The following is a 23,740-nucleotide window of genomic DNA, read 5'->3' as shown; positions in this document are numbered from 1 at the left end:
TTTCTCTATCGCTTGCGCTTATACGTAGAAATTGTATTGCTCGTACGTCTTCAGCAAATCGGTCATTTCTTCACTGTCACGGCCATAGAAAAAGATCGTTCCATAATGGTTTCCGAAGCCGACGCGTTCGGCGACTTTTCCTTGAGGTGGTGTGAACATATCATGCTTCTCAAAGTAAGGGTGGTCCTCAAGCTCTTCAGGAATCTTCAAGTCTTCGACATAATCCACATTCGGATGTACCATTAGGCACCCGGCATAGTTTTGATAATCGTAAGGATCCGGGAAAAATTCGCGGATTTCTTCTTCTGTTGTATTCGGATCACTGCAAAGGATTTGAGCTTCGTATGCGCTGAATCCATAAGCGCGCTCAATCAACTCGAAAATATGACCTCCAGGTACGCGGGCGGCTACTTCTCCAAAGTGAAGCGTTCCGTCCTGGGTAATGAAATATTCCGGATGGATGACTCCGTACTCGATCTCAAAAGCATCGACCAGTTGTTGGACTGCGCGCTCAATCAGCGGCCTTTTTTCCTCTAAGCTCGGGGAGGCCGGGACGAAGTTGGAATAGCCAAGCTTCACATACTCCGTAATATTGAGGAAGCGCACCTTGCCTTTATGGATGAACGCTTCACAGGAGAATTCCTGTCCGTCAAGGTGACTTTCCATCAATAATGGGAAATCAACATCTTGAATACGTTCAATATCCTCATTGTTATAAATCGCTAAGTGGCCGACAGAACCTGCCTTGTCCAATGGTTTGACGTGTATCGGATCGAGGTGATCGCCTTCTAGTTTCAACAAAGCTTCGTTGACGCGTTTCAGGAAACGCTGGACATCATCTTTGTCACGGGCTTCTTCAAATACGCCGACTTTGATGCCGGATATTTGTGCTTTCCGTTTCATCATTCCTTTGTCACGAAGCAATAAAGAACGGTTGAATACACGAGGATCTTCTCGGAAACGAGCGTTGAGAGCACCCGCCCATTCCACACATTCTTCATATAAAGGAACAGCAAGCTCAACACCCATGTCCTTCAATTGTTTATACAAGTGATCAGAGCTTTCATTGAGCTTGTTAAAGTCCCATCCTACAAACGGAATCTCGTGCTTTTCTGCATATCCCTCGAATTCTGCAGGTCCGACAACCACGAATGGACGATTCATGCGAGCTGCAGCCTCGATGGCCTGCACACTCCAGCCGACTAAAGCCGTGTAATACGGTTTTGTTTGAACCGTCTCATCTACAGTCGCATTCAGTTCAAGTTGATCTAAATCCATTACGAACCTCTCCTTTGTCAGTGAAAATATAAGTATAGGAAACTTTGACACTGTTACTCTTAAAGTATCAGAATAGGCCAAAAACTGTAAGCTTTAACCGCCCATTCGACAAAACTAGTGTTCCTTCTACAATGTACTGGTTTATAAATCTGCCTCTACGGAGAGTCGATTTCCCGGGAAATAAGCCGAATGATCGTTCAGGAAGTTTAGAAGAAGGGGTTTAAGTAAAAAGTATAATACTGAAAAAAGGAAGGTGCCTATGAATAAACAAAAGACCTATCAGGATCGTTTGAAGAACCTGGACCCTCGTAAAGCAGTGGAGCGTGGGCGGGCCTATTTCTCTGAGAAAGAGTATGGAGAAAAGCTTCGTACGTACAGCAGTAGAATCGGGACTAAAATCGTCTATTACAGCCTGCTTTTGTATTATGCCTTCAAAAGTCCAGATACACCGAAAAAAGCCAAGCTGACGATAGCAGGCGCATTAGGGTATTTGATCTTACCTGTCGATGTCATCCCAGACTTCATTCCGGTGGTTGGTTTTACAGATGATAGTGCAGTTATCATATATGCTGTCTATCAAGTCATCTCTCATATTGATGAACAGGTGAAAGAGCAGGCGAAAGCCAGGCTATTAAAAATCTTTAACGGACAAGTGGATGTCGAAGATCTAGAAGATCCCGTACAGAAAGAAGAGTAAGCAAGGAGACCATTTCCAGGTTGCCTTGCTTTTTTCATGTTCCACAATCATGTATAATAAGCGTGTTTTGTAAAAGGGAGAAGATAGAATGACAACTACATTCCAGCACTTGAAAACGGATGGAGCCTTTTTCAAGTATTTAAATAAAAAGAATCAATATAAACAGCCTGTCCGGGAGTGTATGCTGCGGACAATGGCGAAGCTCCAAGATACAAACACGACGGAGCACCGCCCAGGGATGCTGCTCGGAAAGATCCAATCCGGGAAGACACGTACATTCATTGGTGTGATGGGCCTCGCTTATGATCATGGCTTTGATCTAGTGATTCTTCTTACAAAAGGGACGAATGCGCTCGTCAAACAGACGTATGCCCGTCTTCACGAAGAATTCGAAGGGGCCATCGAACAGGATGCTTTACAGGTTTTTGATATTATGAACATGCCTGATAATCTACGAAAATACGAATTGTCTCAAAAACTGGCCCTTATCGTGAAAAAGGAGACTCATAATCTCGATCGCCTGCAACAGGCGGTGATGGAAAAATATCCATCCTTACAAGAGAAACGCGTGCTTTTCATAGATGATGAAGCCGACTTCGCAAGTGTCGCCTACGAATACAAACGGGAGCAAAATGTGAAACAAATGCGTGTGATCGCATCAAAAATCAATACGCTTAGAAATGCGCTCGATCGCCCCGCGTTTTTACAAGTAACCGCGACCCCATATTCCCTTTATTTGCAGCCGGAAGAAATGAAGGTCCATGAAGGGAAAGTGTTCGAACCGATCCGACCGGCGTTTACAGAACTTGTTCCTGTCCATGACCGTTATATCGGTGGGAATGTCTATTTTGACAAAAGTGAGAAAGGCGGCCACCTTGCCTCCTACCTTTATCATGAAGTCGAGGAAAAAGAGCTTGAGGTTATGAAAAAGATGGATGGCCGTCGTGTGAAGATGGATCGTTTGTTAAGTCAGAAAAATATTGCAAACATTCGGAGGGCGGTTGTGAACTTCATCGTAGGAACGAGCATCCGTCGTTTTCAGCAGCGGATGAAAGGCCGGAGAGAGCAAAAGTATTCCTTTATCATCCACACCGAACGCGGGAAAAATGCACACGCCTGGCAGGCCGAACTGATCCAAGGATTCGAAACGTTACTTATTGAGGCTGCCCGATCGGAGTCAGAAGAGTTTCGAAGGCTCGTCCGTGAGTCGTATGACGACCTTATCCGATCAGTGAACACACTGAAAAAGACACCGGCTCCTACTTTTGACGATGTTTATGAAGAGGTCCGTTATTCTTTAGATGAAGAATATTTAGTGAGCAGTGTCGTCAACTCTGAAAAAGATGTGACGGAGCTGCTCGATCATAAGGGGGAGCTGAAGCTAAGAGCGCCGATGAACATTTTTATCGGCGGACAAATCCTGGACCGTGGAGTGACGATTCACAATCTGATCGGCTTTTTCTATGGAAGGAACCCGAAATCATTTCAGCAGGATACGGTTTTGCAGCACTCCCGAATGTATGGAGCAAGACCAGTCGCGGATCTTGCCGTCACTCGTTTTTACACGACACAAAAGATCTACGCTGTTATGAAACGAATTCATGAGTTCGACAGGGAACTGAGGAACGCTTTTGAACGTGGCGGGCATCATAAAGGTGTTGTTTTTATACAAAGAGATCTAAACGATACCATTATGCCCTGCAATCCGAACAAGATATTATTATCAAGCCTTACGATGATTAAACCACACAAGCGGATGCTGCCAGTTGGTTTCCAAACGGGGTATAAAACGCATATCGAAAAAACGATACGCAGGATAGATCAGCTAATTAAAAAAGCTGTGAATCATGCCCGTGCAACCGAAGATGGTGCCTATCTTATTCCAGTAACAAGTGCTAAGGAAATACTCCGTCTCGTTCATGACACGCTGGAAATGGAAACAGGCCATGATTTTCATCTCGATGAATATGAAGGGGTTCTCGAATACTTGAGTTCGGAAGCGCAGGGAGATGCCTTTGTCTGGCTGCTTACAAAAACAAACAGGCAGATTCGTCGCTTCAAACAGGATGGAAAGTTCGAAAATTCCCCTGATACCCCAGGTAAAGGAACAGGAGAACTGACAGTGGCAAGAAAAGTCGCTCAACAATATCCGGCTTTGATCATGCTTCGTCAGGAAGGGAAAAAAGAACATGGTTGGCGTGGGGCTCCATTCTGGTGGCCGGTCCTCGTTGCTCAGGCAGAGACAACTCCAACTGTGTACGCGAATAAGACGATCCAGGACTAGGAAAGAAGTCTGGCCAATGGGACGATTGGTACAGGCTTTTTTCTATTCCGTTCATACGGGTTGTTGTATAATAGGAGAATAATAATGTCGAAAAAAGGATGGAGGTGGAAGCAATGGAAGTGGTTGGTGAATACAACGGATGGTTGGTGCTTTTGTCAGTAGTCGTGTCGATCTTGTCTTCTTATACAGCTTTACAAATCGTGAACCGCATGGCCTCCGTTCAGCGTACGAGGTATAAATGGCTGATCCTAGGAAGTCTGACTTTCGGTGGTGGCATTTGGTCGATGCATTTTATAGCCATGCTTGCATATGACATGGGAATGCCCGTTGTATATGACGTTGCATTGGTTGTATTAAGCATAGTAGCTGCTGTTGCTTCCAGTTTCATCGCCTTTTTTATTATAAGTAAAGGATTGGATATGAAGGTGTGGCGTTTTACGGGTGCGCTGTTGATTGCTTTGAGCATCGTGTCCATGCATTACATTGGGATGGATGCCATGAAGATGAATGCTTGGATCGAGTATAATCCATGGCTGGTGGCGGCATCCGGAGCCATTGCGTTAGCTGTTTCCTTCGTAGGGTTACGACTCTTTTCCTTGTATGCGCACAAAGAGAAGGGTGATAGCAAAAAGGACCACCTAAAAGGGTGGGGAAGTTCTTCTTTCATGGGAATGGCTATCTGTGGCATGCATTATACGGGGATGGAATCGGCAACCTTTTATATGGAATCAAGCCGATCGCCAATAAGTGGTCCTGTTGTTGACCCAACAATGCTCGCCTGGTTGATCGCTGGGGGAGTGCTCTTAACCATCGGATTCCTCATTGCGTTGATCAAATTTGATACAGAGATGGAAACGACAAACACACGGCTTGAAGTGGCGAACGAGATGTATCGTTCTATTTTGGAATCCGCCAACGATGCTGTTGTAACTTCTGATGAAAATGGGATTGTGCTTGCCTGGAACAAATCAGCTGAGCAAACATTTGGATATAAGGCTGATGAAATGATCGGTGATCTTTTAACGAAAGTGATGCCCGCCCATTTTAGGGAGGCGCATCAACAAGCCATTGAGAGATATACTCAAACCAAAAATGCTCATGTGATCGGAAAGACCGTTGAACTTGAGGGTTTACATAAAGATGGATCGACGTTTCCAATGGAGCTCTCCTTATCAACAGTGGAAGATGAAAAAAGCACGTACTTCACAGGTATGATCCGGGATATTACGGAGCGTTTCGAAAATGAGAAACGAATCCGTGAGTTGGTGTACAGAGATGACCTGACACATTTACCTAACCGCCGAGCTCTTTATGAACAATTGGCCCGGTATATCCAGGACGTCCAAGAAAACCTGGCTGTCATGTTTTTGGATTTTGACCGCTTCAAGCAGGTCAATGACGTGTATGGCCACAGGATGGGGGACTTATTGCTGAATGAAGGGGCGTTACGGGTAAAATCCCTCCTGTCAAAAAGAGATCTCCTGGCCAGGCAGAGTGGGGACGAGTTTATCATTGTTCTCCCCGACACAGGTGCGGAAGAGACAGAAAAAGTGGCGGAGTTGATCATAGAGACCATTGCCACTCCCTTTACAATAGAAGATAGAGATCTTTATATTTCAGGTTCGATAGGAATCAGTCTCTATCCAGAGGATGGCACCACTCCCGATCTGCTCATCAAGCACGCAGATACATCGATGTATCAGGCAAAACAGAATGGTGGAGGACAGTATTGTTTTTATACGGAAGAAATGGATCAGCACATCACTCGGAAACTCCAGCTGGAAAACGGGCTGAGGAAAGCCGTCGAACAAGAAGGTATTGATGTGTATTACCAACCGCAAGTGGACGTTTCCTCCGGAAAAATCATTGGCTTCGAAGCCCTTGCTCGCTGGAACCACCCCGAGCTTGGTTTCATAGGCCCGGATGAATTCATCCCTCTGGCAGAAGAGACGAAATTAATCGTTCCTCTTGGAGAGCGGATCTTGTTCGAAGCTTGTCACCAATATCGCCAATGGATGGATGAAGGGCATGAACTGGAAAGAATCAGCGTCAATTTATCAGCGATCCAGTTTATGGATCCAACGATTGTATCTACGGTTGAACGTGTAGTTAAAGAAACGGAGATCCGACCTGAACATTTGGAGATTGAACTTACTGAAAGTATTGTACAGGATTCCGTACAGGCACTGCCCGTTATGAACCGGATGAAAAACATGGGGATTCAACTCGCCTTGGATGATTTCGGAACAGGGTTTTCATCACTCAGTTATTTGAAAGACTTCCCGTTAGATACGTTGAAAGTGGACCGTTCATTTATTCAGACCATTCATGAAAATGAAAAGGACCGGGCGGTTGTGGACACTGTCATTCAATTAGCAGAGCGCCTCGGTTTAAGTGTCATCGCTGAAGGGGTCGAAACAGAAGTCCAGCTGGATTACCTCCGCAGCCGTGGGTGTGCAGAGTATCAAGGCTATGTATTCAGCAAGCCGTTAAACAAAACAGAAGCGAGTGCTCTTTTAACTCGTTCGATGGCTATATAGTAAACGCATGGGTATGTTATTAAAGAATATGGCAGGATTGTGGAAGACTCAGTTCCGAGGTGTGTCTGGGGTTCGTTGCCTTGTGGAGCGTCAGGGGTGGCTGGGAAGCTACTCGCTTTCCTGCGGGGATGACGGCAAGCCTCCTCGTGCTACGCACTGCGGGGTCTCGCCAGTCCATCCATTCCCGCGGGAGTCTCGCAGCTTCCCAACCACCCCTTTCGATGTAAGTGAGAAACGAACCCCTGTACGAAGTTAGAGGCTCCCATTATCCAACTGTTAGAGGTGCCAAGCGCTGCGGATTAAGCTTTTAAGTGTTATGGAGGTGTTCTATAATCCATTTCCCATAATTATATGAGCTGACCTTTTGGTAACTGTTTCGAGAATCCTCCTTGGCAAAGGGGCGTAGGGGAATGGCGCTCCCGCGGAAAGCGAGCTATTCCCCGCAGCCCCCATCCAATCAAAAAAAGTCTCGAAACTGAGTCTTCAACAAACGGGAGCGGCGTTTCTTGAAGTTTTAGGATAGAAAAAAAGACCCAACGCATGGGTCTTTTTCTATTTCTTATTTCTCAATAGGCTCATCAAATAAATCTGTAAACTTGGCGACGTTCTCGTAACTGAATTCGAACGCCATACGGACTTCACCAAATCCAGGTTGATAGAAATATCCCTGAACCTCGTAACTGCCCGGGTTTTCTCTGACTTTTGTGAGATGGAAGTATCTTTGGATGAACTGGGCCATTTCCTCCAGTTTCTTATTCCGTACCTTGATCCATTGGTCTCTTAGTTCTTCTGTTGGAAAGTCAGATTCTTTTAACATTTGCTCACTCCTCTAAGGAAATCAAAGCTATGAAACTGTTTGTTACCATTATACTATAAAAGCTCACAGTGATTTTCAACTACTATCCTAAAAATATGACTCTCTCCTTAACCTCTAAAAGCTTATGAGAATATGAACTAGATTATTAGTCGTTTTTGAGTGAGTATTATTTTTAAGGGAAGTTTTGAAAATACACTTTACCTTTACGTAACGTTACCCTTTATAGTTGGGTTTGAAAAGGGGGAATGCTTCATGAAGATTACGGAAGTAGCGAAGAAATTAGAAACAACGCCAAGAACGATTCGCTTTTATGAAGAAAAAGGTTTGATTTCACCTGAAAAAGCAAGCAATGGATATCGTATATACACAAACGAAGATGTAAGAGGATTGCATACCATTTTGGCCTTGAGGGAGGTCGGTCTTTCGACAGCCGCGATAAAAAAAGCATTGGCGGAAAATGATGACTTCACGGAATATTTACATACACAGCGCTCACTCCTTTATGAGGAAATGCTCCAGATCAGAGACATGGTGGCAACGGTAGACCGTATGATCGAGAAAAGTGGGAAAACAGATGAGGAGGAACATATGATGGATATGGCACGTGAGTTAAAGGGATTGAAAGAAAAGCGAACCAACTGGCGCGATCGTTGGAATTTTGACGACCAAGCGGAAGATTATGATGACAACATAAAAACGACGGGTTACCGCTTTAATGTTCATGAACATTATGAGGAGGCACTTGCCAAGGTACATGCATGGGTGGGTGCTTCTCCAGGGGAACGGGGTGTAGATATTGGGGCAGGGACTGGAAACCTGACCGGGCTTTTTCTAAGGCAGGAAAATTCTATGATAGCCGTTGATCAGTCTAAAGAGATGTTGAAAGTATGTGCTAAGAAGCATCCTCAAACGGACACACGTCTCGGTCATTTCCTTTCTCTTCCTCTAAATGATAAAGAGACGGATTTCGTTGTCTCAAGCTATGCACTCCATCATTTAACAGATGAGGATAAGGAGCTTGCCCTTGCAGAAATGGACCGGATTTTGGCAGATAAGGGCCGTGTAGTCATTGCGGATTTAATGTTCCGAGATGATTCGCAAAGAAAAAACGTACTCAAAAGCTATCAAGAATCAGGGAATGAAGAAGCGGTGGAGGCGATTGAAGATGAGTATTATGCCGATCGTTCACGTTTAATCAGATGGTGGGAAAAACGGGGATATGAGGTGAAAGCCCATCAGTTCAATTCAATTCTCCACCTTTTATATGCTCAAAAGCATGGAAAGGAGGCACCTCATGAATGACTATATTCAGACGATGCGCCAAATGATCGGCAACGAAACATTGCTGACAGTCGGTTGTGGCGCAATCATTGAAGATGCTTATGGCCGTATTCTCCTGCAAAAACGTTCTGATCATGGAGTGTGGGGGATTCCGGGCGGGCTTCTTGAAATTGGAGAGTCTTTCGATTCGGCTGTTAAACGGGAAGTGAAAGAAGAAACCGGGCTGGACATAAAGTCGGTGGATTTATTCGGCATTTACTCAGGGGAAGAAGGCTTTGCTACTTATGAGAATGGCGACAGAGTATTTGGTGTGCAGATCGTCTTTCGCACCAGCTCTTATGAAGGTACCCTGACGAACAATCACGAGAGTAAAAAGCAAGATTTCTTTCGTGCTGAAGAGATACATGAGAATCTCCTGAACCCTCATCAGGCGCCGTTTATACGTGATTGGATGAAAGGGATACATCCACCTGTCATTCGCTAATGAAATCCTTTTCTTACTTTCCACAAATTTTCCACATTTGTAAGAAAGACAAAATATTCCTTGAAAAAGCCTTGTCATAACAGTGTTCTATGGATGTTTGGTGCAGGCAGGAAGGTGTGACCACCGTTATGGGTGTGTTTACAGAGGGTGGTTCCGTGTTACAATGGCTAACACAACGATGAATAAAGGAGTAATGACATTGAATAAAAAGTGGTTATTAAGTTTACTATTTGTAGCGTTCGTTTCTTTACTTGCTGCCTGCGGTAACGATGAAGGCGCTTCTGATGATAAGGAAAACGAGAAAGAAAAAGAAGAGAAAACCGAACAAGCCGAATCCGGTGAACAGCCTGAAGCACCTGAGCCAGATCTTGAAGGTGTACCGGAAGTTGTTGCTAGTGTAAATGGTACCGAAATTAAAAAAGAAGAATTTGAAACGAATTATAAAGGACAGTTCCAACAAGCCGCGATGCAGTCTCAAATGACAGGGCAGGAACTTGATCAGGATCAATTGAAGAAGCAAGTAGCAGAAAGCCTGGTAGGACAAGAGCTGTTGGTACAGGAAGCAAACAATCGTGAATTTACGGCGTCTGAAAAAGAGGTAAACCAGATGCTTGAAGATTATGCAAAACAACAGCAAGTCGGTTCTGCTGATGAATTTCTTGCTGCGCTTAAAGAACAGGGTATGAGTGAGAAAGAAGTAAGATCTCAGGTTCAGACTCAAGTTAAAATTGACAAGTTGATTGCTGAAGAAGCTGGAGATGTGAAACCTTCCGAGAAAGAAATCAAGGAAGCTTATGACAAAATGAAAGAACAGCAAGAAAGCATGGAAACCGAACAAGAAGTGCCATCTTTTGAAGAAGCAAAACCAACAATTGAGCAGCAGTTGACTCGTCAAAAAGAAGGACAAGCTACTCAAAAACTTGTCGATAATCTTCGCGAAGAAGCAGACGTTACAGTTAATCTGTAAAACCAAATACAAAAACCAGACCCAGCAGGGTCTGGTTTTTTTGATGAATTTCATTTGGATGCTGGATGAAATTGTAAGACCTGGTCACCCATTTTATGGGTGATCAGGTCTTACATATTCTTACATATCCAATTCGTTATATAAACATGGATACGAAGATGGCTGTGATGAAACTGGCTAGTGTTCCTCCGACGATAGCTTTTAGTCCCAGTTTGGCGACTTGTGATTGTTTATTGGGGGCTAGAGATCCTAAGACCGACAATTAATTGACCGATGGATGATAGGTTAGCAAAGTTACATAGAGCGACCGACATGATGGCAACGGTCTTCGGTGATAATTGATCAACCATCTCTGTTAAATTCCCATAAGCTATGAATTCATTCGCGGCAAGTTTCGTTCCAATTATGGAAGCGGCCTGGAAGGCATCTGCTATAGGAATTCCGATGAGAATGGCGAAAGGGTAGAATAAGAATCCGAAAATAGTCGATAGATCAGTGTTGACGAAACCTAACAGTCCGTTGACAAGGGCGATCATACTGATGAAAGCAATCAATAGTCCACCGATATTTAACGCAAGCTTCACCCCGCTTACGGCACCATCGGAAATAGCTTCAAATACATTGGCGTGACCAGATTCAGCCATCTGTATTTCCTCATTCAGTTCAGATGTTTCCACTTCAGGCTCAAGCAGCTTGGCTACCACCAGTGACACGAATGGCACGCTGAAAATAGAGATTAATAGATACTTCAAATCTATACCCATTCCTACATAACCGACCAGGATGGCTCCACTTGCTGAAGCAGTTCCTCCTACCATAATCGCAAAGGTTTCAGAGCGGGTCATTCGTGCCAAATATGGCTTAACGAGTAAAGGTGCCTCTGCCACACCGAGAAACGTATTTCCGACAGCACTGAAGGACTCAACCTTGGATGTTTTCAGCAACTTTCCAATTACGGTTCCTAAGAATTTCACAATCAAAGGGAGCAGGCGGATGTGATAAAGAGCAGAAATCAGGGCGGATATAAAAATTAGTGCGCCTAACACGTTGATCGCAAACAAAAAGTCGATATCTGTTTGAGCAAATAACGGACCAAATACAAATTCAATTCCCGCAGAGCTGTAATCAATCACGCTTTGGATAAAGAGGGCAGCTTTCTTTAACAGCTTTTGTCCGATAGAAACATTGAGCATGGTGTACACAAAGATCCCTTCCAAAGCTAAACCGACAAGAATGGTATGCCATTTCACCATTTTCCGGTTGCTGCTGAGCAGCCAAGCTAAAGCAACGATGACGAGTAAAGAGAGTAGTCCTGTAAGAATGTTCATGATGTGTTCCTCCTTGGAATAGTTTACGGATTCCTTTCATTGGAGGTAGGATGTCTGACAACCTATGATAAATAAAAAACCTCTTTCCATAGAAAAAAGGAAAGAGGTAGAACAGGTTATAAATAAACAGCCTGAGTGTATCTTTCCTTATAGTCCGGTCATTTACGGTAGCCGGGTAGAGACTTGTGGACCATATTTCCACATTTATATAAGGAATCCGTATGAAGTTGATAGTTTGAAATTCTAGCAGACGAAGCAGAGTGTGACAAGACAATCGTGTAATGTTGTAAAATGCGGAATATTCTAAATGAATATAAATGCCGGTATAACTGAAAAGGTTACAACATTGATTGGTCTACATAAAAAAAACGTCCCTACTTGAAAAAGTAGAGACATTTCTAGTTTAAAAACCACCGGAACCACCACCACCGCCACCGACTCCTGCGCCGCCACCGCCGGCGCTGATCCCGCCTGTAGAGGCGGAAACGGAAGCGTGCCCACTAGCTCTTTCAAAGCTTGTTTGCACCGCTGCACTAAGTGCCAGGAACATGATCCAGTCATCGCTGGAGTTCGATAGGGGAGCAGAGGAGTGATGGGGCAGATTGCGTTTTCCCATTCCGACCTGGTAAAGGAGGGCGAGGGTTTGGTCTTCTTTTTCCCACTCTTTCCACTGATCACTGATCTTTAATGGTTTTAATTCTTCTTTCAGTTTGCGTCCTTCCACGTTCAGAGGTCGGTAAGCGATGCTGAAGCTGAGGAAAAAGGTGAAAAACATGATAGAAACAAACATCCATAGGAAGTGGTCATATAAAGGAAACAATCCTATGAATGGAAGCGTCACAAAGGATGCGATGCCTGCAATCCAGCGTGGGACGGGTGCTTGTTGCTTAAGCTCATATTGCCGGAATTCCTGTTTCACATTTTCCTGCCATGCTTGAATACTCATTTGATACTTCTCATGGTTCGCCTTTTCTTCCGCATAGGCTTCAACGTCTTCCAGGTGAAGGTGATCTGAATTCGCGATGTCATCAAAAAGCCATTTTATCAATCGTTGTTCGTGTGGATATTCGGTATGCCGATGACTCAGTTTAAACTCTTGATCCGATATCTTTTGGATATTCCCCTTACGCACGAGGTCCAACAGAGCAGCTGTCAATGCAGATATGGGCAATTGTCCATGATTGGTAAAAAGCATCAACGCAGGCAGACTCATTTTTTCTTTAGGAAAGCTACCCGTACTGCTTTTTTGCCTTTCTACTTCTCTACCCGCTTCGTTTCTTTTCCGGAGGGCGTAGATGAAAAGTCCCAATGCAACGAGAGCGAGAGCGCTACTGAAATAAACAGCGAAATTTCCCCACCATTCCTTCGATTCTGCTCTTGCCGCTACTTTCTCGTCCAATTGTGCTTGATCTGCTTGTATTTCTTCTAACATGGCTTCGAAACTCGTGACAGGAGCATCAGAGAAGAGGGCAGTTTCATAAGCCACGCGTATATCTCCATTTGATCCATCACTGACTTCACCTAAATGAAAAACGACTTTCCCGTCAGATGAAGGGGAGGCTGTATCGTAAGCAGCATCAAATCCGTATGCGGACAAAGCTTCCGTAGGTACCGGGGGTTCAACGGTGATCGTCAAGTCCTCGTAAGTCGATTCATTACTTTTATCAAAAAACGCCCAATAGAACTGAGCAACATCTGTAAAAACTTCTATGCCATCATTGATGGTGTAATAAAGATCAATCGTGATGGTTTCGTCTGAGCCTTTCCTGTGAATTTTATACAGGTTATCCTCTTGTTCAACCGTAAGCTTTGACCCATTTTCCGTAGCCTTTACACCTGTGATGGAGGAGGTCTTTTTCGGAATGAGCGTACGGGTGATGCCGTTAAACTCGTCACTGAAATCATACGTGTGTGTCTCTTTCACTTCCACGGACCCATCTGATTTTAGAGTCGCATGGATGTTTGATTCTTCGATCGTAAATTCAACCGCAAATACTTGTGTGGGGATGAATAAGAGAAGGGTAAACAGAAACACGCTCCACAATAATTTTTTCATAACCGTCACCTGCTTTCCTTATTCTCTACGTTTCATTTCAATAAAAGGTTTCATAGAAAAACTCCTATATGAGGGGAGACTCTCCAAAACTTGAGCTCTCCAGTAATCGGAAGGCTGGTTATCATATTTATTCTAAGGGAAGAGAATGTAGTGTACAATAGGTGCTACTGACGTTTCGTTTGTGTCTTTTTTGACTTTTAGAAATCTAAACGTGAATAAGAAGAGGGGCGCTAACTTCGATTCCTCTTACTTAAAATCTATGTCCATTTTTCAAGGAGGAATAGTCTCGTGATCATTGCGATCATCTTTTTGTTGTTTGTGTCGCTTTTCTTCTCAGGAAGTGAAACGGCTCTTACGGCAGCTAACAAAATGAAGCTCCAATCGAGAGCTAAGAAAGACGATAAAAAAGCAGGTAAGTTACTAGATTTACTCTCACACCCCAGTGAGTTCATCACTACGATTTTAATCGGGAATAATATTGCAAATATCCTGCTTCCGACACTTGTGACAACACTAGCTATCCAATATGGGTTCAGCGTGGGGCTGGCGTCTGCCATCCTGACAGTGACCATTATTATTTTCTCAGAGGTCATTCCAAAGTCGGTGGCCGCTGCTTTTCCAGATCGCATCGCTTTGACTGTTTACCCAGTCATTCGTTTTTTTGTGATCCTTTTCAAACCCATTACTATAGTCCTGAATCGTTTAACAGGATTTATAACTAATGCTTTATCAAAAGGACAGGCGAATGAATCTTCCATTTCAAAAGAAGAGCTTCGCACGATGGTGGACATTGCGGACTCTGAGGGGACGTTCAATGAAGCGGAGTCCCACCGCATTAAAGGTGTGCTTGATTTTTATAATTTGAACGTAAAAGATGTGCTGAAAACACCGCGTGTCGACATGATTGCCATTGACCAGGAAGCTTCCTTCGAGGAGGTCCGGGACATGGTCGTGCAACACCCATTCACCCGGTACCCGGTCTATGGGGAGGACATTGATGATATCATCGGCGTTTTCCACTCGAAGTATTTAATTTCGTGGGCGATGGAACCTGAAAAACCGTTTATGGACTATACGTATAAAGATCCCCTGGTCGTTTATGAGTTCCATAAGATCGAATGGGTGTTCAGGAAAATGACGAAAGAGAAGAAGCACATGGCTATTGTTTTGGATGAGTATGGGGGAACCGAGGGAGTTCTAACCCATGAAGATGTCATTGAAGCGATGATTGGTTTGGAAATAGAAGATGAAATGGACGTAGAGAGTGACTCCATCATTGAAAAGATTTCAGAAACAGAGTTGATCTGTGATGGGAAGATTACTTTACGCCGCCTGAACTCTATCTTTGACACGGAAATTCCGGAAGAGGAAGATGTCCTTGCGGGTTATCTTATCAAGGAATTCAATGATTTTCCTGACGAAGGGGATGTATTGGAACAAGATAATCTAACCTTCAAAGTGTTGGAAATTGAAGGACGTATGGTACGGAAAGTACAAATCATTAAGTGATTTTAGAATGAAAAAAAGGAAAGACCCGGTCGATATCGCATAGGACCGGGTCTTTTTGACGTTTATTCTCTTATAGGTGCATCGAGTTCGTGGTCTTTCACTTCGGCCTGTGGCAGCAGAATCTTTTCAAAATCGAAAGCATTCAGTTCAACATTGTCCCTCACTTTGTTCGGTAAATCTGGATTAGCAAGTGCTCCAGTACCTATGGATACTAAATCGGCTTGGCCTGAGTCGAGAAGGCTTTCGGCACGTTCTTTCTCTTGGAGCTGCCCATTAGCAATGACTGTGATGCCGCCAAAAGTCTTAGCTGCACCGGCAAGCGTCTTTGATCCTTCACCAAAGGAAGGGGCTGTCGCATCGCCATCTGTGACGTGGATGTAATCCAGTCCCGTCTTTCCTAATGCTCCAAAGATCTGTTCGGCTTCTTTTTCACCACCGGCCCATTTGTGAGATTGATCAGCGACTTTACCTTGAGAGATACGGATTCCGATGATGAAGTCTTCTCCAACTTCTGCCAGGATTTCATCAACGACTTCCAATACAAAACGCAGACGGTTCTCAACAGATCCCCCGTACTCATCCTCACGCTTATTCAAGTAATCGGTTAAATATTGATCCAGAAGATAGCCGTTGGCTCCGTGTATTTCCACTCCATCAAAACCAGCTTCTTTAGCCCGACGAGCACTATCGACAAAACTCATTTTCACCTCATCAAAATCCTGGTCATCCATCGCTCTAGGTGTTTGGAAAGGACCAGAACCTCCATAGAATCCTAGCTGCTCCCCTTTTGGAGCAATTGCAGAAGGAGCGATGGTTTCATTCGTGTACGCATTGCCCTGGCTTTGTCCGCCGGCATGCATCAACTGTGCGATGATGATTGAACCTTCGTTCTGCACGGTTTTCACTACAGGTTTCCAAGCGTCTGCTTGAATATCAGTCGCGAGGCCTGGCTGGTTGTTATAGCCTTGACTGAAGCTTTGGTCTGTATAGATGCCTTCTGTAATGATGGCACCGAAACCACCTTGGGCAAAACGCTGATAATATTTCTTCATGCGCTCGTTCGCCCGGCCGTCCGCTTCGGCACTAATTCTAGTCATTGGTGCTACGACATAACGGTTGTCTAATTTTTTGCTGTCTAGTTTATAGGAATCAAATAACATGGAACATCCACCTTTCTTCAAATCATTGTTTTAAAGCTTAGCTGATCTTTATTTCGACTTCAAAGTAAATGCTCATGTTGAACATATTCGGGTCTTAAGACATGTGAACTTTCAGCGAGCTTCCAGCCGACTGCTTACCGTATAAATTTGCTTTAGGAGGAGAACAAACACCGGGTACTTACAAATAATTTGGATCAGAACGTCGAGCTTATTCAACAAGCTTTTTTTCACACCGAAGATTTAGTCGTGGAATCCGTTATTTTTGGACATAAAAAAGGGACAGATCCTTTATATCCATTCACTTGTCGCGAAAGATAAAGTAATGGATAATATTCGACCTCTAAAATCAAGCAAAGTCAAAAATGCTTTGGAAGCACTCCATGTTTCTAAGGACAAGCAGACAGCAACGGTTCACGTACTCGTTTGTGAACTCCTAAGCGGAAGCTGTGTCTTATTTTTAGAAGGCGATAGGAATCGGTATGGAAATAGCGGCGAAGTACCCGAAGGAATGGAAAGGACTCAATTGGGACAAAGAGTATAAAGAGATGGAAATCAATATGAATGTAGAAGTGGAGGTTGAGAAGACAGGGGGATTGCTTTAAATAAAAAATCCTGTGTGAGTTTCTCACACAGGATTTTTGTTTAAGCAAATTGCTTCAAAGCGCGGTACATTTCCTCACCTTCATCATTCAATACATGGCCATTTCCATGGCAACGTCCACATTCCGTGCTGTAACTCGTTTCTTCCACCGCCATTTTCCACGCTGTCTTTTCACTCGCATGATTCACGCGGCTGTAGTGATCCATGATCATATTCGCTTTACTGTCATCATATTCCTTATAAGTTCCGGTTCCATGGCAAAGGGGACAGACGTTGTAAAGATGACTCACCGTTTTTGTATTCAAAAAGAACACATCCTTTTGATTTGATATAGTTAAATTATGATTGATTTTATGGAATATTCAGACTAATTGCAATAGGTTTTGGACAAATAAAAAAGAAAAAAAGTCATTCGTTCACAGATTTGTGAAAAATGCCTACTGCTAGTCTAGTGGGAGAAGAATTTCTGTAAGCGAAAGGTCATCCGATTTGAGGATGATTTCGCGCCAAAGAGTCCTCGAATCGCGCCAAAGAGTCCTCGAATCGCGCCAAAGAGTCCTCGAATCGCGCCAAAGAGTCCTCGAATCGCGCCAAAGAGTCCTCGAATCGCGCCAAAGAGTCCTCGAATCGCGCCAAAGAGTCCTCGAATCGCGCCAAAGAGTCCTCGAATCGCGCCAAAGAGTCCTCGAATCGCGCCAAAGAGTCCTCGAATCGCGCCAAAGAGTCCTCGAATCGCGCCAAAGAGTCCTCGAATCGCGCCAAAGAGCCCTCGAATCAACGCACAAAAAAAGCCACCGGGAAATCCCGGTGGCGACTGCCTATCATTCTATTATTTACCGATGAACATTTGTGTCCAGTAGTTTCCGTCTTCTGCATGACCTACACCAATGTGAGTGAAGTCAGGGTTCATGATGTTTTCACGGTGACCTTGGCTGTTCATCCAGCCTTGGACAACTTCTTCTGGAGTTGTTTGTCCCATGGCAATGTTCTCACCAGCTGTACGGTAGTCAATGCCATAAGACTTCATCATGTCAAATGGAGAACCGTAATTCGGGCTGTTGTGAGAGAAATAGTTGTTTTGCTGCATATCAAGAGACTTGTCTTTAGCTACGGTACTTAGCTCCGTGTCTAGTTTCAGTGGAGCGAGTCCTTGTTTTTCACGTTCCTGGTTCGTCAACTCAACGACTTGCTTTTCGAATGCAGAAACTTCAGATGTTGCTTCTTCTTTTGTGTTTTCTTCTTTTTGAACTTCTTCTTCAGCAGGCTGCTCTGGTGCTTTTTCAGCTTCAGGTTGGGGAGCAGGTGCTTCCTGTTTAGGCTCTTCTTGCTTAGGTTCTTCCATTACAGGTGCTTCTGCTTTTGGTTCTTCCTGTTTCGGTTGTTCTGGTGACTCTTGTTGATATTTTTGTGCGAACTGATCAAAGAAAGACTGGAAATCTACTTGTTGAAGGTTGTTATTCTTCAAAGCATCTTCATTTTCAGTGATCCAATTGTTCAATTGGCCAGAATCTATTTGAATGGTCTTTGTTTCTACTTGTACGTTTTGCTGAAATTCACCTGTGGATGCCAGGGAAGTAGCTGGTGATGCTAGTAAGGATAGAGCAAGCGCTCCTGTTACAATCAATGATTTTTTCATCATGTTGAAAATTCCTCCTTGAAACCTTTGTTTTTTGGAACGACTCTATCGTACCACTGAACTTTTGTAACATAGGAGGATGATATTTCCATAAGATAATAAGAGAAGATTGTTAGATTTGAAGTTGACCTTTCCTTCCTTTTATCTCAGGGTTTTTTTAAAATCCATGGAAAATGCTCTTTTGGAATAAAATTCCTTAGTGTAGATATTTTACTAGTTTACCTGGGTTGACAGACTTTTGAGAAAGGTCTGTTTTTTACGAGTGTGACAGCAGTTTTACAAAGATTAGTGTAGGATTAAAGCCTTTATGAGAGGATAGACTCCTTTTGCAAGACACCTGCTAAGACTTCTGCAGGCAATGGTTTACTGTAGTAAAACCCTTGCGCTTCTTCACAATTCCAATCTCTTAGGATCCTCACCTGGTCTTCGTCTTCCACTCCTTCTGCGATTACCGTAATTCCAAGGTTCTTCGCAACGAAGATGATCGATTGGACGATAACCGCGTGATTACGATTGCTGGATAAACTGCTGATGAAGGAGCGGTCGATTTTGATTCGGTCGAGCGCAAACATAGAGAGGTAGCTTAAGGACGTGTATCCGGTCCCGAAGTCATCCATCGTAATTTGCACGCCAATGTCACGCAGGATTTTTATTTTTTTTATCGTTTCTTCGGTGTTTTCAATGGCCAGCGTTTCGGTAATTTCCAAATCAAGATTATGTGGGGAGATGCCTGTTTCCTTCAAGATATGAAGAACCATTTGAGTGAAGTCTGGATGTAAGAATTGTTTTGTTGAAATGTTGACCGACAGATGGAAGTCGAGGGCGTGATTCTTTTCCCATTCGACATATTGCCGGCAGGCTTCCTGTAAAACCCACAAACCAAGAGGGATAATCAGGTCACTTCGTTCGGCTAGTGGAATGAAGGATCCGGGGCTGATCATTCCTTTTTCCGGGTGGTCCCATCGGATCAGTGCTTCCATACCTTGGATTTTACCAGAATTCAAATGAATCTTAGGCTGATAGTGAAGGTGGAAGGCTTCTTTGTCGATGGCCGCTTTCAACTCTTCAAGAAGGACGATCTCAGAGACGTTTTTTTCTTCAAAAGCGGCGGCATACTCCATATAGTTGTTCCGGCCGTTGCGTTTTACTTCGTACATGGCCATATCCGCATGCTTGATGAGCGTGTCAAAATCTCTACCATCTTCAGGAAAGTAGGAAACACCGACGCTTAACGTGACATCCTTATAATAATCACCGATCGTAAAGATTTCCTTCATGGTTTCGTGGATATTTTCAATCGTTTGTCGGACCATGTACCGATCCTCAATTTCGGGGAAACACAATAAAAATTCATCTCCGCCGATGCGGGCAATCAAATCTTCGTCCCGGACAATGGTCTTTAGTCTTTCGGCAACCAGCTGAAGAAGTTCGTCGCCTGCCATGTGGCCGAGATGATCATTGATGTGTTTGAAAAGGTCGATGTCGATCAGGATGGTGGCCAAAGGGCGTTTTTCATCCATGGTCAGCTTTTCAATTTCCTTTTTCATTCCCCTTCGGTTGAGTAAAGAAGTCAGTTCATCATGATAAGCGAGAAAATTGATTTTCTCCTGTGCCATTCTTTCTTCGGTGACATCTTTCACAATTCCATATACTCCGGTCACGCGACGTTGAACTTTTATAGGAATTCCAGTGACAAGGATATAGCGCCGTTCTCCTTTTTTCGTCAATAAAGTAGACTCGAAGTTGGCTGTCTCACCAGTTTTCACTCGCTCGTAAAAGTGAACCACACGCTTTGCTTCCTCAGGAACGATCAAATCCGGAATACTGAGCTGGATCAATTCTTTATGAGGGAATCCGGTAAGTTCATAGGCATAATGGTTAAACGCTGTAAAGCGCCCCTCCATGTCCAAGTGAAAAATGGCATCAGGATTGTAATCGTGCAGGGACCGGTATTTCTGTTCTTGTTCCTGAAGCTCTACGTGTTTCCTTTGTAATTGGTCTTGCTGATGGGTGAATTGATGTTCGATATAAGTGATGGTGATCGTGAACAAGGTGAGCACACTCGTCCATTCTACGGTGGTCATCAAAAAACTGCTTTCAGTGAAAAGGCGTTCTATGAATGAATAGAGCACCGAGCAGAGAGCGATGCCTATCAAGCCAAAAAGGGCATGAGTGCTTAGCGAGGATTTCGTCCTTCTAATGAATACTTCTTCAATATGAATATGTTCAAAAATTCTTGTCGCCGTATAGATGGTGCCGACCATCAAAAGTAACGAAGAAACAATATTCTCTTTGTTGAGCATAAGGGTATGGGTATAAAAGTTCGTCAGGATATATGTATAGAATAGTAGAAATAAACTGATGGCCAAGCTTAAGAATAGGTGCATCTGTACGTTTTTTTGCTGAAGGGGATCCGCTTTTAATTTCTTGTTTCCGATAAAACTCATAGCGAGGAAGGTAAGGAAAAAGAAAGCAGTAAAAATAAGGATGGTTTTTCCAAAGAGTAAGAAAGAGTATGTGGTGAAAGGAATAGATTGTTGAAACGCCATCGCAAGGGTGGGAATCCATGTCAGAATAAATCCACACAGGAAGGCAAGGATGAAAGAAAGGCTTACTTCATTGAATTTTTGTTTCCATTGCCCTCGTGTCACAAACATGATCAATTTCATCAGTGTGATACAGCTGAGGGTACCTACGATGAGAAACAGTAGTTGGGCTCCCATGTATTCTCACTCCTTTTTATAGATCTTTAGAACTATTATAATCGTATTATTTAAAATATTCTACATAAAGACTTATTTTTACCATAGAACGTCCGTTGTGATATAGTGAAGAAAAGAGGGAGGCGGATGTGATGAATTCTATGACCATTCATGTCAAGCAACAAAAGAAAGATTTAGCGCTCGATCCATCCCGTGTTGTTTTTTACGAGCAGATGCAGCTGGTTGAAACGTTCAATGATCAATCCGAATGTTACATGCTTTTCTTCTATAAACAAAAATATCTTACGACCGTCCGGACAACACGGCTAAAGCTCAAATCTTATGTGGCCCGTGCATTCAAGGAAGGTAAGGTTTATGACTCCCCGCATCCATTTTTACAAGCTTTGATTGAAATGAATTCTCCTCTTCATAAAATCAGCTATCCTCAGCTGAAAAAGAAAATCGTACGTCTATATTCCAGGCAGGAACAGGCGAAAATCCTCACTTTTTTTGAATCATTCATTCCTAAGAAACAATTATTCCAAGATATGAAATCTCTCTTTTATCAACACCGTCGTGAAGGAAACATGTCCGGAGCTTATCGTGTAATCCGGGTGATGCGTGACTTTGCACCGAATAATCGATTCGTGAAAGAAATGGCCAACGACCTCGCTTATCGGGATTTTGCGGACCTATACTTAGAACAATCGCACACGCTAATGGAGCGCGACCTTCTGTTTAAGGAAACGTGTGCATCATTTGAAGACCATCAACGTCTTTTAAAAGAAGAAAATCGATGGATTGAAGCGTCTTCTCATCTCTTATCTCATTTTTACAACCAACCGACCCCGGAAAACTACCAATTGTATCAATCCGCTCTGTCCAGGCATTTCGATTGCGATAGCCGAACCTTCTTACTTGAGCAAGTGTCTCAAACAATTCCATCCTTTCCATTAGTAACAGAAGATCTTTTCCAACACTATCTAGTAAATGAAAATATAAGTGCAGTGGCACGTCTATACACAGAACGGGAGCTCATGCTGAATGATAAACAATTCAAACAGGTGATGGTCTTACTCGAACAAGATCGTTTTCGTGAGAACCCTGAGGATCTCTCCCTTTTATGATACGGATCACAGCTCAGCACCCGGGACATACGAGGGAGTTGTTGGATGCATTCGTTATAAGATTGCTTGAAACGATGGAGATTGAACAGGTCCACGTCGCCCTGCAGGCGTTTCCAAAAAAGAGCTCGCTTATAAGGAAAGTGGAACGGATGAACGAAATTCGGGAAGACCTGGATTGTATGCAGGAGCTCGGAGAACTGTACTACGGATTCCATCAGCTTGAGAAATCCATCGAATGCTTTCAAATGGAAATGGAGCTGAAACCGAGTACACCCGAGCCGCTCAGGTGGCTTTCGAAAGTGTATGCAGATAAACAAATGATGGATGAATCAAAAGCTTATCAGCAATTGTGTGTCGATGTCCAAAAGTGGGCATAAAGGTGATTGACGTCTGGGCTTAAATCCTATATAAAAGACGAGAGAGTTCTATTGGGGAGAAAGTGGGGAGAAGAGAATCAAGTTACGTCATTTCATTGAACATAAAAGTTTTTCACGCTTTATTTTAACGGTTATCTTGATCAATGCTGTCATTATCGGAATCTCTACGGATGACAGAATTTATCAAAGCAATCAGTCGTTATTCATATTCTTAGACATTTTAGTTTTATCCATCTTTACGGTTGAAATCATTTTAAAGCTTGTCGTTTACCGAAGGCATTTCTTTAAAGATGGTTGGAACATTTTCGACTTTGTCATCGTATTTGGAAGTCTCGTCCTTTATAACACTCACTTCGTCGGCGTGTTAAGGATTTTACGGGTGCTCCGTGTATTGAGGACGATTTCAGTTGTCCCTTCTTTAAGGAGATTAACGAGCGCCTTGTTCCTTGCCATTCCTGCTATCGGGTCTGTCATGATTCTGATGGGCATCATCTTTTATGTGTATGCGATTATCGGGGTCACCTTCTTTGGAGACATCGCTCCTGAATATTTTGGAAATGTTGGCCTCAGTACGTTGACATTATTCCAAGTGTTTACATTGGAGAGTTGGGCAAGCGGAGTCTTCCGTCCCATTTTTGCTGAAATCACATGGTCATGGGTCTATTTCGTTTCCTTTATTGTGATTTCTGCCTTCATCATTTTGAATCTGATTATTGGTGAAATCGTCAACAATGCCCAGCAGCTTTCTGAACATGCGGAGGAAGAAAGTAAAGATATGGCGAAGATTATGAATGACCTTGATGAGCTGAAGCAAATGATACGTGAGCAAGATCATAAGAATAATAAAACAGGTTAACCCAAAAAGATCGCTGTCCAGCCATTGGACAGCGATCTTT

19 protein-coding genes and 1 riboswitch are annotated in these 23,740 nt (G+C 43.5%); of the genes, 11 read left to right on the top strand and 8 right to left on the bottom strand.

What is annotated here, in order from left to right; all coding sequences use genetic code 11:
- Positions 1-18: 18 nt before the first annotated feature.
- The gene (locus ACQ4XT_RS01690) at positions 19-1,278 is read right to left on the bottom strand and encodes an ATP-grasp domain-containing protein (RefSeq protein ID WP_446852231.1); all 1,260 of its coding nucleotides are present in this window, start codon (positions 1,276-1,278) and stop codon (positions 19-21) included.
- 259 nt (positions 1,279-1,537) lie between these two features.
- Between ACQ4XT_RS01690 and ACQ4XT_RS01685 the strand changes: the two genes are divergently transcribed.
- From ACQ4XT_RS01685 to ACQ4XT_RS01675, 3 genes are all read left to right on the top strand, one after another.
- Positions 1,538-1,975 (top strand): YkvA family protein, encoded by a 438-nt coding sequence (locus ACQ4XT_RS01685; RefSeq protein ID WP_446852230.1) that lies wholly within the window; start codon positions 1,538-1,540, stop codon positions 1,973-1,975.
- 88 nt (positions 1,976-2,063) lie between these two features.
- A complete protein-coding gene (locus ACQ4XT_RS01680; RefSeq protein ID WP_446852229.1) occupies positions 2,064-4,259 on the top strand; it encodes a Z1 domain-containing protein in 2,196 nt (731 codons plus the stop codon).
- A 113-nt stretch (positions 4,260-4,372) separates the two neighbouring features.
- Entirely contained in the window at positions 4,373-6,799 is a 2,427-nt protein-coding gene (locus ACQ4XT_RS01675; protein ID WP_446852228.1) for an EAL domain-containing protein, read from the top strand.
- Positions 6,800-7,358: 559 nt separating this feature from the next.
- Here ACQ4XT_RS01675 and ACQ4XT_RS01670 read toward each other — a convergent pair.
- Complete coding sequence (locus ACQ4XT_RS01670) at positions 7,359-7,616, bottom strand: hypothetical protein (RefSeq protein WP_160914068.1); 258 nt, start codon at positions 7,614-7,616, stop codon at positions 7,359-7,361.
- 252 nt (positions 7,617-7,868) lie between these two features.
- Here ACQ4XT_RS01670 and ACQ4XT_RS01665 point away from each other — a divergent pair, with 252 nt between their 5' ends.
- From ACQ4XT_RS01665 to ACQ4XT_RS01655, 3 genes are all read left to right on the top strand, one after another.
- Positions 7,869-8,918, top strand: coding sequence for a MerR family transcriptional regulator (locus ACQ4XT_RS01665; RefSeq protein WP_446852227.1), 1,050 nt, complete (start codon positions 7,869-7,871; stop codon positions 8,916-8,918).
- Positions 8,911-9,381 carry an NUDIX hydrolase gene (locus ACQ4XT_RS01660; protein WP_446852226.1) on the top strand — a complete coding sequence of 157 codons (471 nt, stop codon included), beginning with the start codon at positions 8,911-8,913 and terminating at the stop codon, positions 9,379-9,381. The genes ACQ4XT_RS01665 and ACQ4XT_RS01660 overlap by 8 nt, the downstream gene beginning before the upstream one ends.
- A gap of 178 nt (positions 9,382-9,559) precedes the next feature.
- On the top strand, positions 9,560-10,348 hold the full coding sequence (locus ACQ4XT_RS01655) for a SurA N-terminal domain-containing protein (RefSeq protein WP_446852225.1): 789 nt from the start codon (positions 9,560-9,562) through the stop codon (positions 10,346-10,348).
- A 230-nt stretch (positions 10,349-10,578) separates the two neighbouring features.
- On the opposite strand, the gene ACQ4XT_RS01650 is transcribed toward ACQ4XT_RS01655, so the two are convergent.
- Both ACQ4XT_RS01650 and ACQ4XT_RS01645 read right to left on the bottom strand, forming a co-directional pair.
- A complete protein-coding gene (locus ACQ4XT_RS01650; RefSeq protein WP_446852224.1) occupies positions 10,579-11,676 on the bottom strand; it encodes a NupC/NupG family nucleoside CNT transporter in 1,098 nt (365 codons plus the stop codon).
- A 130-nt stretch (positions 11,677-11,806) separates the two neighbouring features.
- Positions 11,807-11,908, bottom strand: a riboswitch (purine riboswitch).
- A 171-nt stretch (positions 11,909-12,079) separates the two neighbouring features.
- Complete coding sequence (locus ACQ4XT_RS01645) at positions 12,080-13,732, bottom strand: DUF2207 domain-containing protein (protein WP_446852223.1); 1,653 nt, start codon at positions 13,730-13,732, stop codon at positions 12,080-12,082.
- Positions 13,733-14,020: 288 nt separating this feature from the next.
- Between ACQ4XT_RS01645 and ACQ4XT_RS01640 the strand changes: the two genes are divergently transcribed.
- A complete protein-coding gene (locus tag ACQ4XT_RS01640; RefSeq protein ID WP_446852222.1) occupies positions 14,021-15,241 on the top strand; it encodes a hemolysin family protein in 1,221 nt (406 codons plus the stop codon).
- Positions 15,242-15,303: 62 nt separating this feature from the next.
- On the opposite strand, the gene ACQ4XT_RS01635 is transcribed toward ACQ4XT_RS01640, so the two are convergent.
- The gene (locus ACQ4XT_RS01635; RefSeq protein WP_446852221.1) at positions 15,304-16,401 is read right to left on the bottom strand and encodes an oxidoreductase; all 1,098 of its coding nucleotides are present in this window, start codon (positions 16,399-16,401) and stop codon (positions 15,304-15,306) included.
- 479 nt (positions 16,402-16,880) lie between these two features.
- Here ACQ4XT_RS01635 and ACQ4XT_RS01630 point away from each other — a divergent pair, with 479 nt between their 5' ends.
- Positions 16,881-17,003 carry a Ger(x)C family spore germination C-terminal domain-containing protein gene (locus tag ACQ4XT_RS01630; protein WP_446852220.1) on the top strand — a complete coding sequence of 41 codons (123 nt, stop codon included), beginning with the start codon at positions 16,881-16,883 and terminating at the stop codon, positions 17,001-17,003.
- A 40-nt stretch (positions 17,004-17,043) separates the two neighbouring features.
- On the opposite strand, the gene ACQ4XT_RS01625 is transcribed toward ACQ4XT_RS01630, so the two are convergent.
- The 3 genes from ACQ4XT_RS01625 to ACQ4XT_RS01615 form a co-directional block, all read right to left on the bottom strand.
- Positions 17,044-17,316: a hypothetical protein gene (locus tag ACQ4XT_RS01625; RefSeq protein ID WP_244157096.1), complete on the bottom strand. Its 273-nt coding sequence runs from the start codon at positions 17,314-17,316 to the stop codon at positions 17,044-17,046.
- A 515-nt stretch (positions 17,317-17,831) separates the two neighbouring features.
- A complete protein-coding gene (locus tag ACQ4XT_RS01620) occupies positions 17,832-18,641 on the bottom strand; it encodes a CAP domain-containing protein (protein ID WP_446852219.1) in 810 nt (269 codons plus the stop codon).
- Positions 18,642-18,943: 302 nt separating this feature from the next.
- Positions 18,944-21,361: a putative bifunctional diguanylate cyclase/phosphodiesterase gene (locus ACQ4XT_RS01615; protein WP_446852218.1), complete on the bottom strand. Its 2,418-nt coding sequence runs from the start codon at positions 21,359-21,361 to the stop codon at positions 18,944-18,946.
- 140 nt (positions 21,362-21,501) lie between these two features.
- On the opposite strand from ACQ4XT_RS01615, the gene ACQ4XT_RS01610 reads away from it, so the two are divergent.
- The 3 genes from ACQ4XT_RS01610 to ACQ4XT_RS01600 all read left to right on the top strand — a co-directional run bounded on the left by ACQ4XT_RS01610 (position 21,502) and on the right by ACQ4XT_RS01600 (position 23,700).
- Positions 21,502-22,467 carry a hypothetical protein gene (locus ACQ4XT_RS01610; protein WP_446852217.1) on the top strand — a complete coding sequence of 322 codons (966 nt, stop codon included), beginning with the start codon at positions 21,502-21,504 and terminating at the stop codon, positions 22,465-22,467.
- A complete protein-coding gene (locus ACQ4XT_RS01605; RefSeq protein WP_446852216.1) occupies positions 22,464-22,844 on the top strand; it encodes a hypothetical protein in 381 nt (126 codons plus the stop codon). Before ACQ4XT_RS01610 ends, ACQ4XT_RS01605 begins: the two co-directional genes overlap by 4 nt.
- Before the next feature lie 76 nt (positions 22,845-22,920).
- Positions 22,921-23,700, top strand: a complete 780-nt coding sequence (locus tag ACQ4XT_RS01600) for an ion transporter (RefSeq protein WP_446855545.1) — start codon at positions 22,921-22,923, stop codon at positions 23,698-23,700.
- Positions 23,701-23,740 lie beyond the last annotated feature (40 nt).

The sequence above is a fragment of the Halobacillus sp. 12SKB genome (assembly GCF_052941655.1).
This window is presented reverse-complemented; position numbering and strand designations above follow the sequence as displayed.

Bases quoted from the DNA above. Each gene is read 5' to 3' on its own strand.
- ACQ4XT_RS01665 (WP_446852227.1), top strand. From the start codon at position 7,869: ATGAAGATTACGGAAGTAGCGAAGAAATTAGAAACAACGCCAAGAACG.
- ACQ4XT_RS01660 (WP_446852226.1), top strand. From the start codon at position 8,911: ATGAATGACTATATTCAGACGATGCGCCAAATGATCGGCAACGAAACA.
- ACQ4XT_RS01615 (WP_446852218.1), bottom strand. From the start codon at position 21,361: ATGGGAGCCCAACTACTGTTTCTCATCGTAGGTACCCTCAGCTGTATC.
- ACQ4XT_RS01610 (WP_446852217.1), top strand. From the start codon at position 21,502: ATGACCATTCATGTCAAGCAACAAAAGAAAGATTTAGCGCTCGATCCA.
- ACQ4XT_RS01650 (WP_446852224.1), bottom strand. From the start codon at position 11,676: ATGAACATTCTTACAGGACTACTCTCTTTACTCGTCATCGTTGCTTTA.
- ACQ4XT_RS01620 (WP_446852219.1), bottom strand. From the start codon at position 18,641: ATGATGAAAAAATCATTGATTGTAACAGGAGCGCTTGCTCTATCCTTA.
- ACQ4XT_RS01605 (WP_446852216.1), top strand. From the start codon at position 22,464: ATGATACGGATCACAGCTCAGCACCCGGGACATACGAGGGAGTTGTTG.
- ACQ4XT_RS01675 (WP_446852228.1), top strand. From the start codon at position 4,373: ATGGAAGTGGTTGGTGAATACAACGGATGGTTGGTGCTTTTGTCAGTA.
- ACQ4XT_RS01655 (WP_446852225.1), top strand. From the start codon at position 9,560: ATGAATAAAGGAGTAATGACATTGAATAAAAAGTGGTTATTAAGTTTA.
- ACQ4XT_RS01670 (WP_160914068.1), bottom strand. From the start codon at position 7,616: ATGTTAAAAGAATCTGACTTTCCAACAGAAGAACTAAGAGACCAATGG.
- ACQ4XT_RS01645 (WP_446852223.1), bottom strand. From the start codon at position 13,732: ATGAAAAAATTATTGTGGAGCGTGTTTCTGTTTACCCTTCTCTTATTC.
- ACQ4XT_RS01685 (WP_446852230.1), top strand. From the start codon at position 1,538: ATGAATAAACAAAAGACCTATCAGGATCGTTTGAAGAACCTGGACCCT.
- ACQ4XT_RS01635 (WP_446852221.1), bottom strand. From the start codon at position 16,401: ATGTTATTTGATTCCTATAAACTAGACAGCAAAAAATTAGACAACCGT.
- ACQ4XT_RS01690 (WP_446852231.1), bottom strand. From the start codon at position 1,278: ATGGATTTAGATCAACTTGAACTGAATGCGACTGTAGATGAGACGGTT.
- ACQ4XT_RS01630 (WP_446852220.1), top strand. From the start codon at position 16,881: ATGGAAATAGCGGCGAAGTACCCGAAGGAATGGAAAGGACTCAATTGG.
- ACQ4XT_RS01680 (WP_446852229.1), top strand. From the start codon at position 2,064: ATGACAACTACATTCCAGCACTTGAAAACGGATGGAGCCTTTTTCAAG.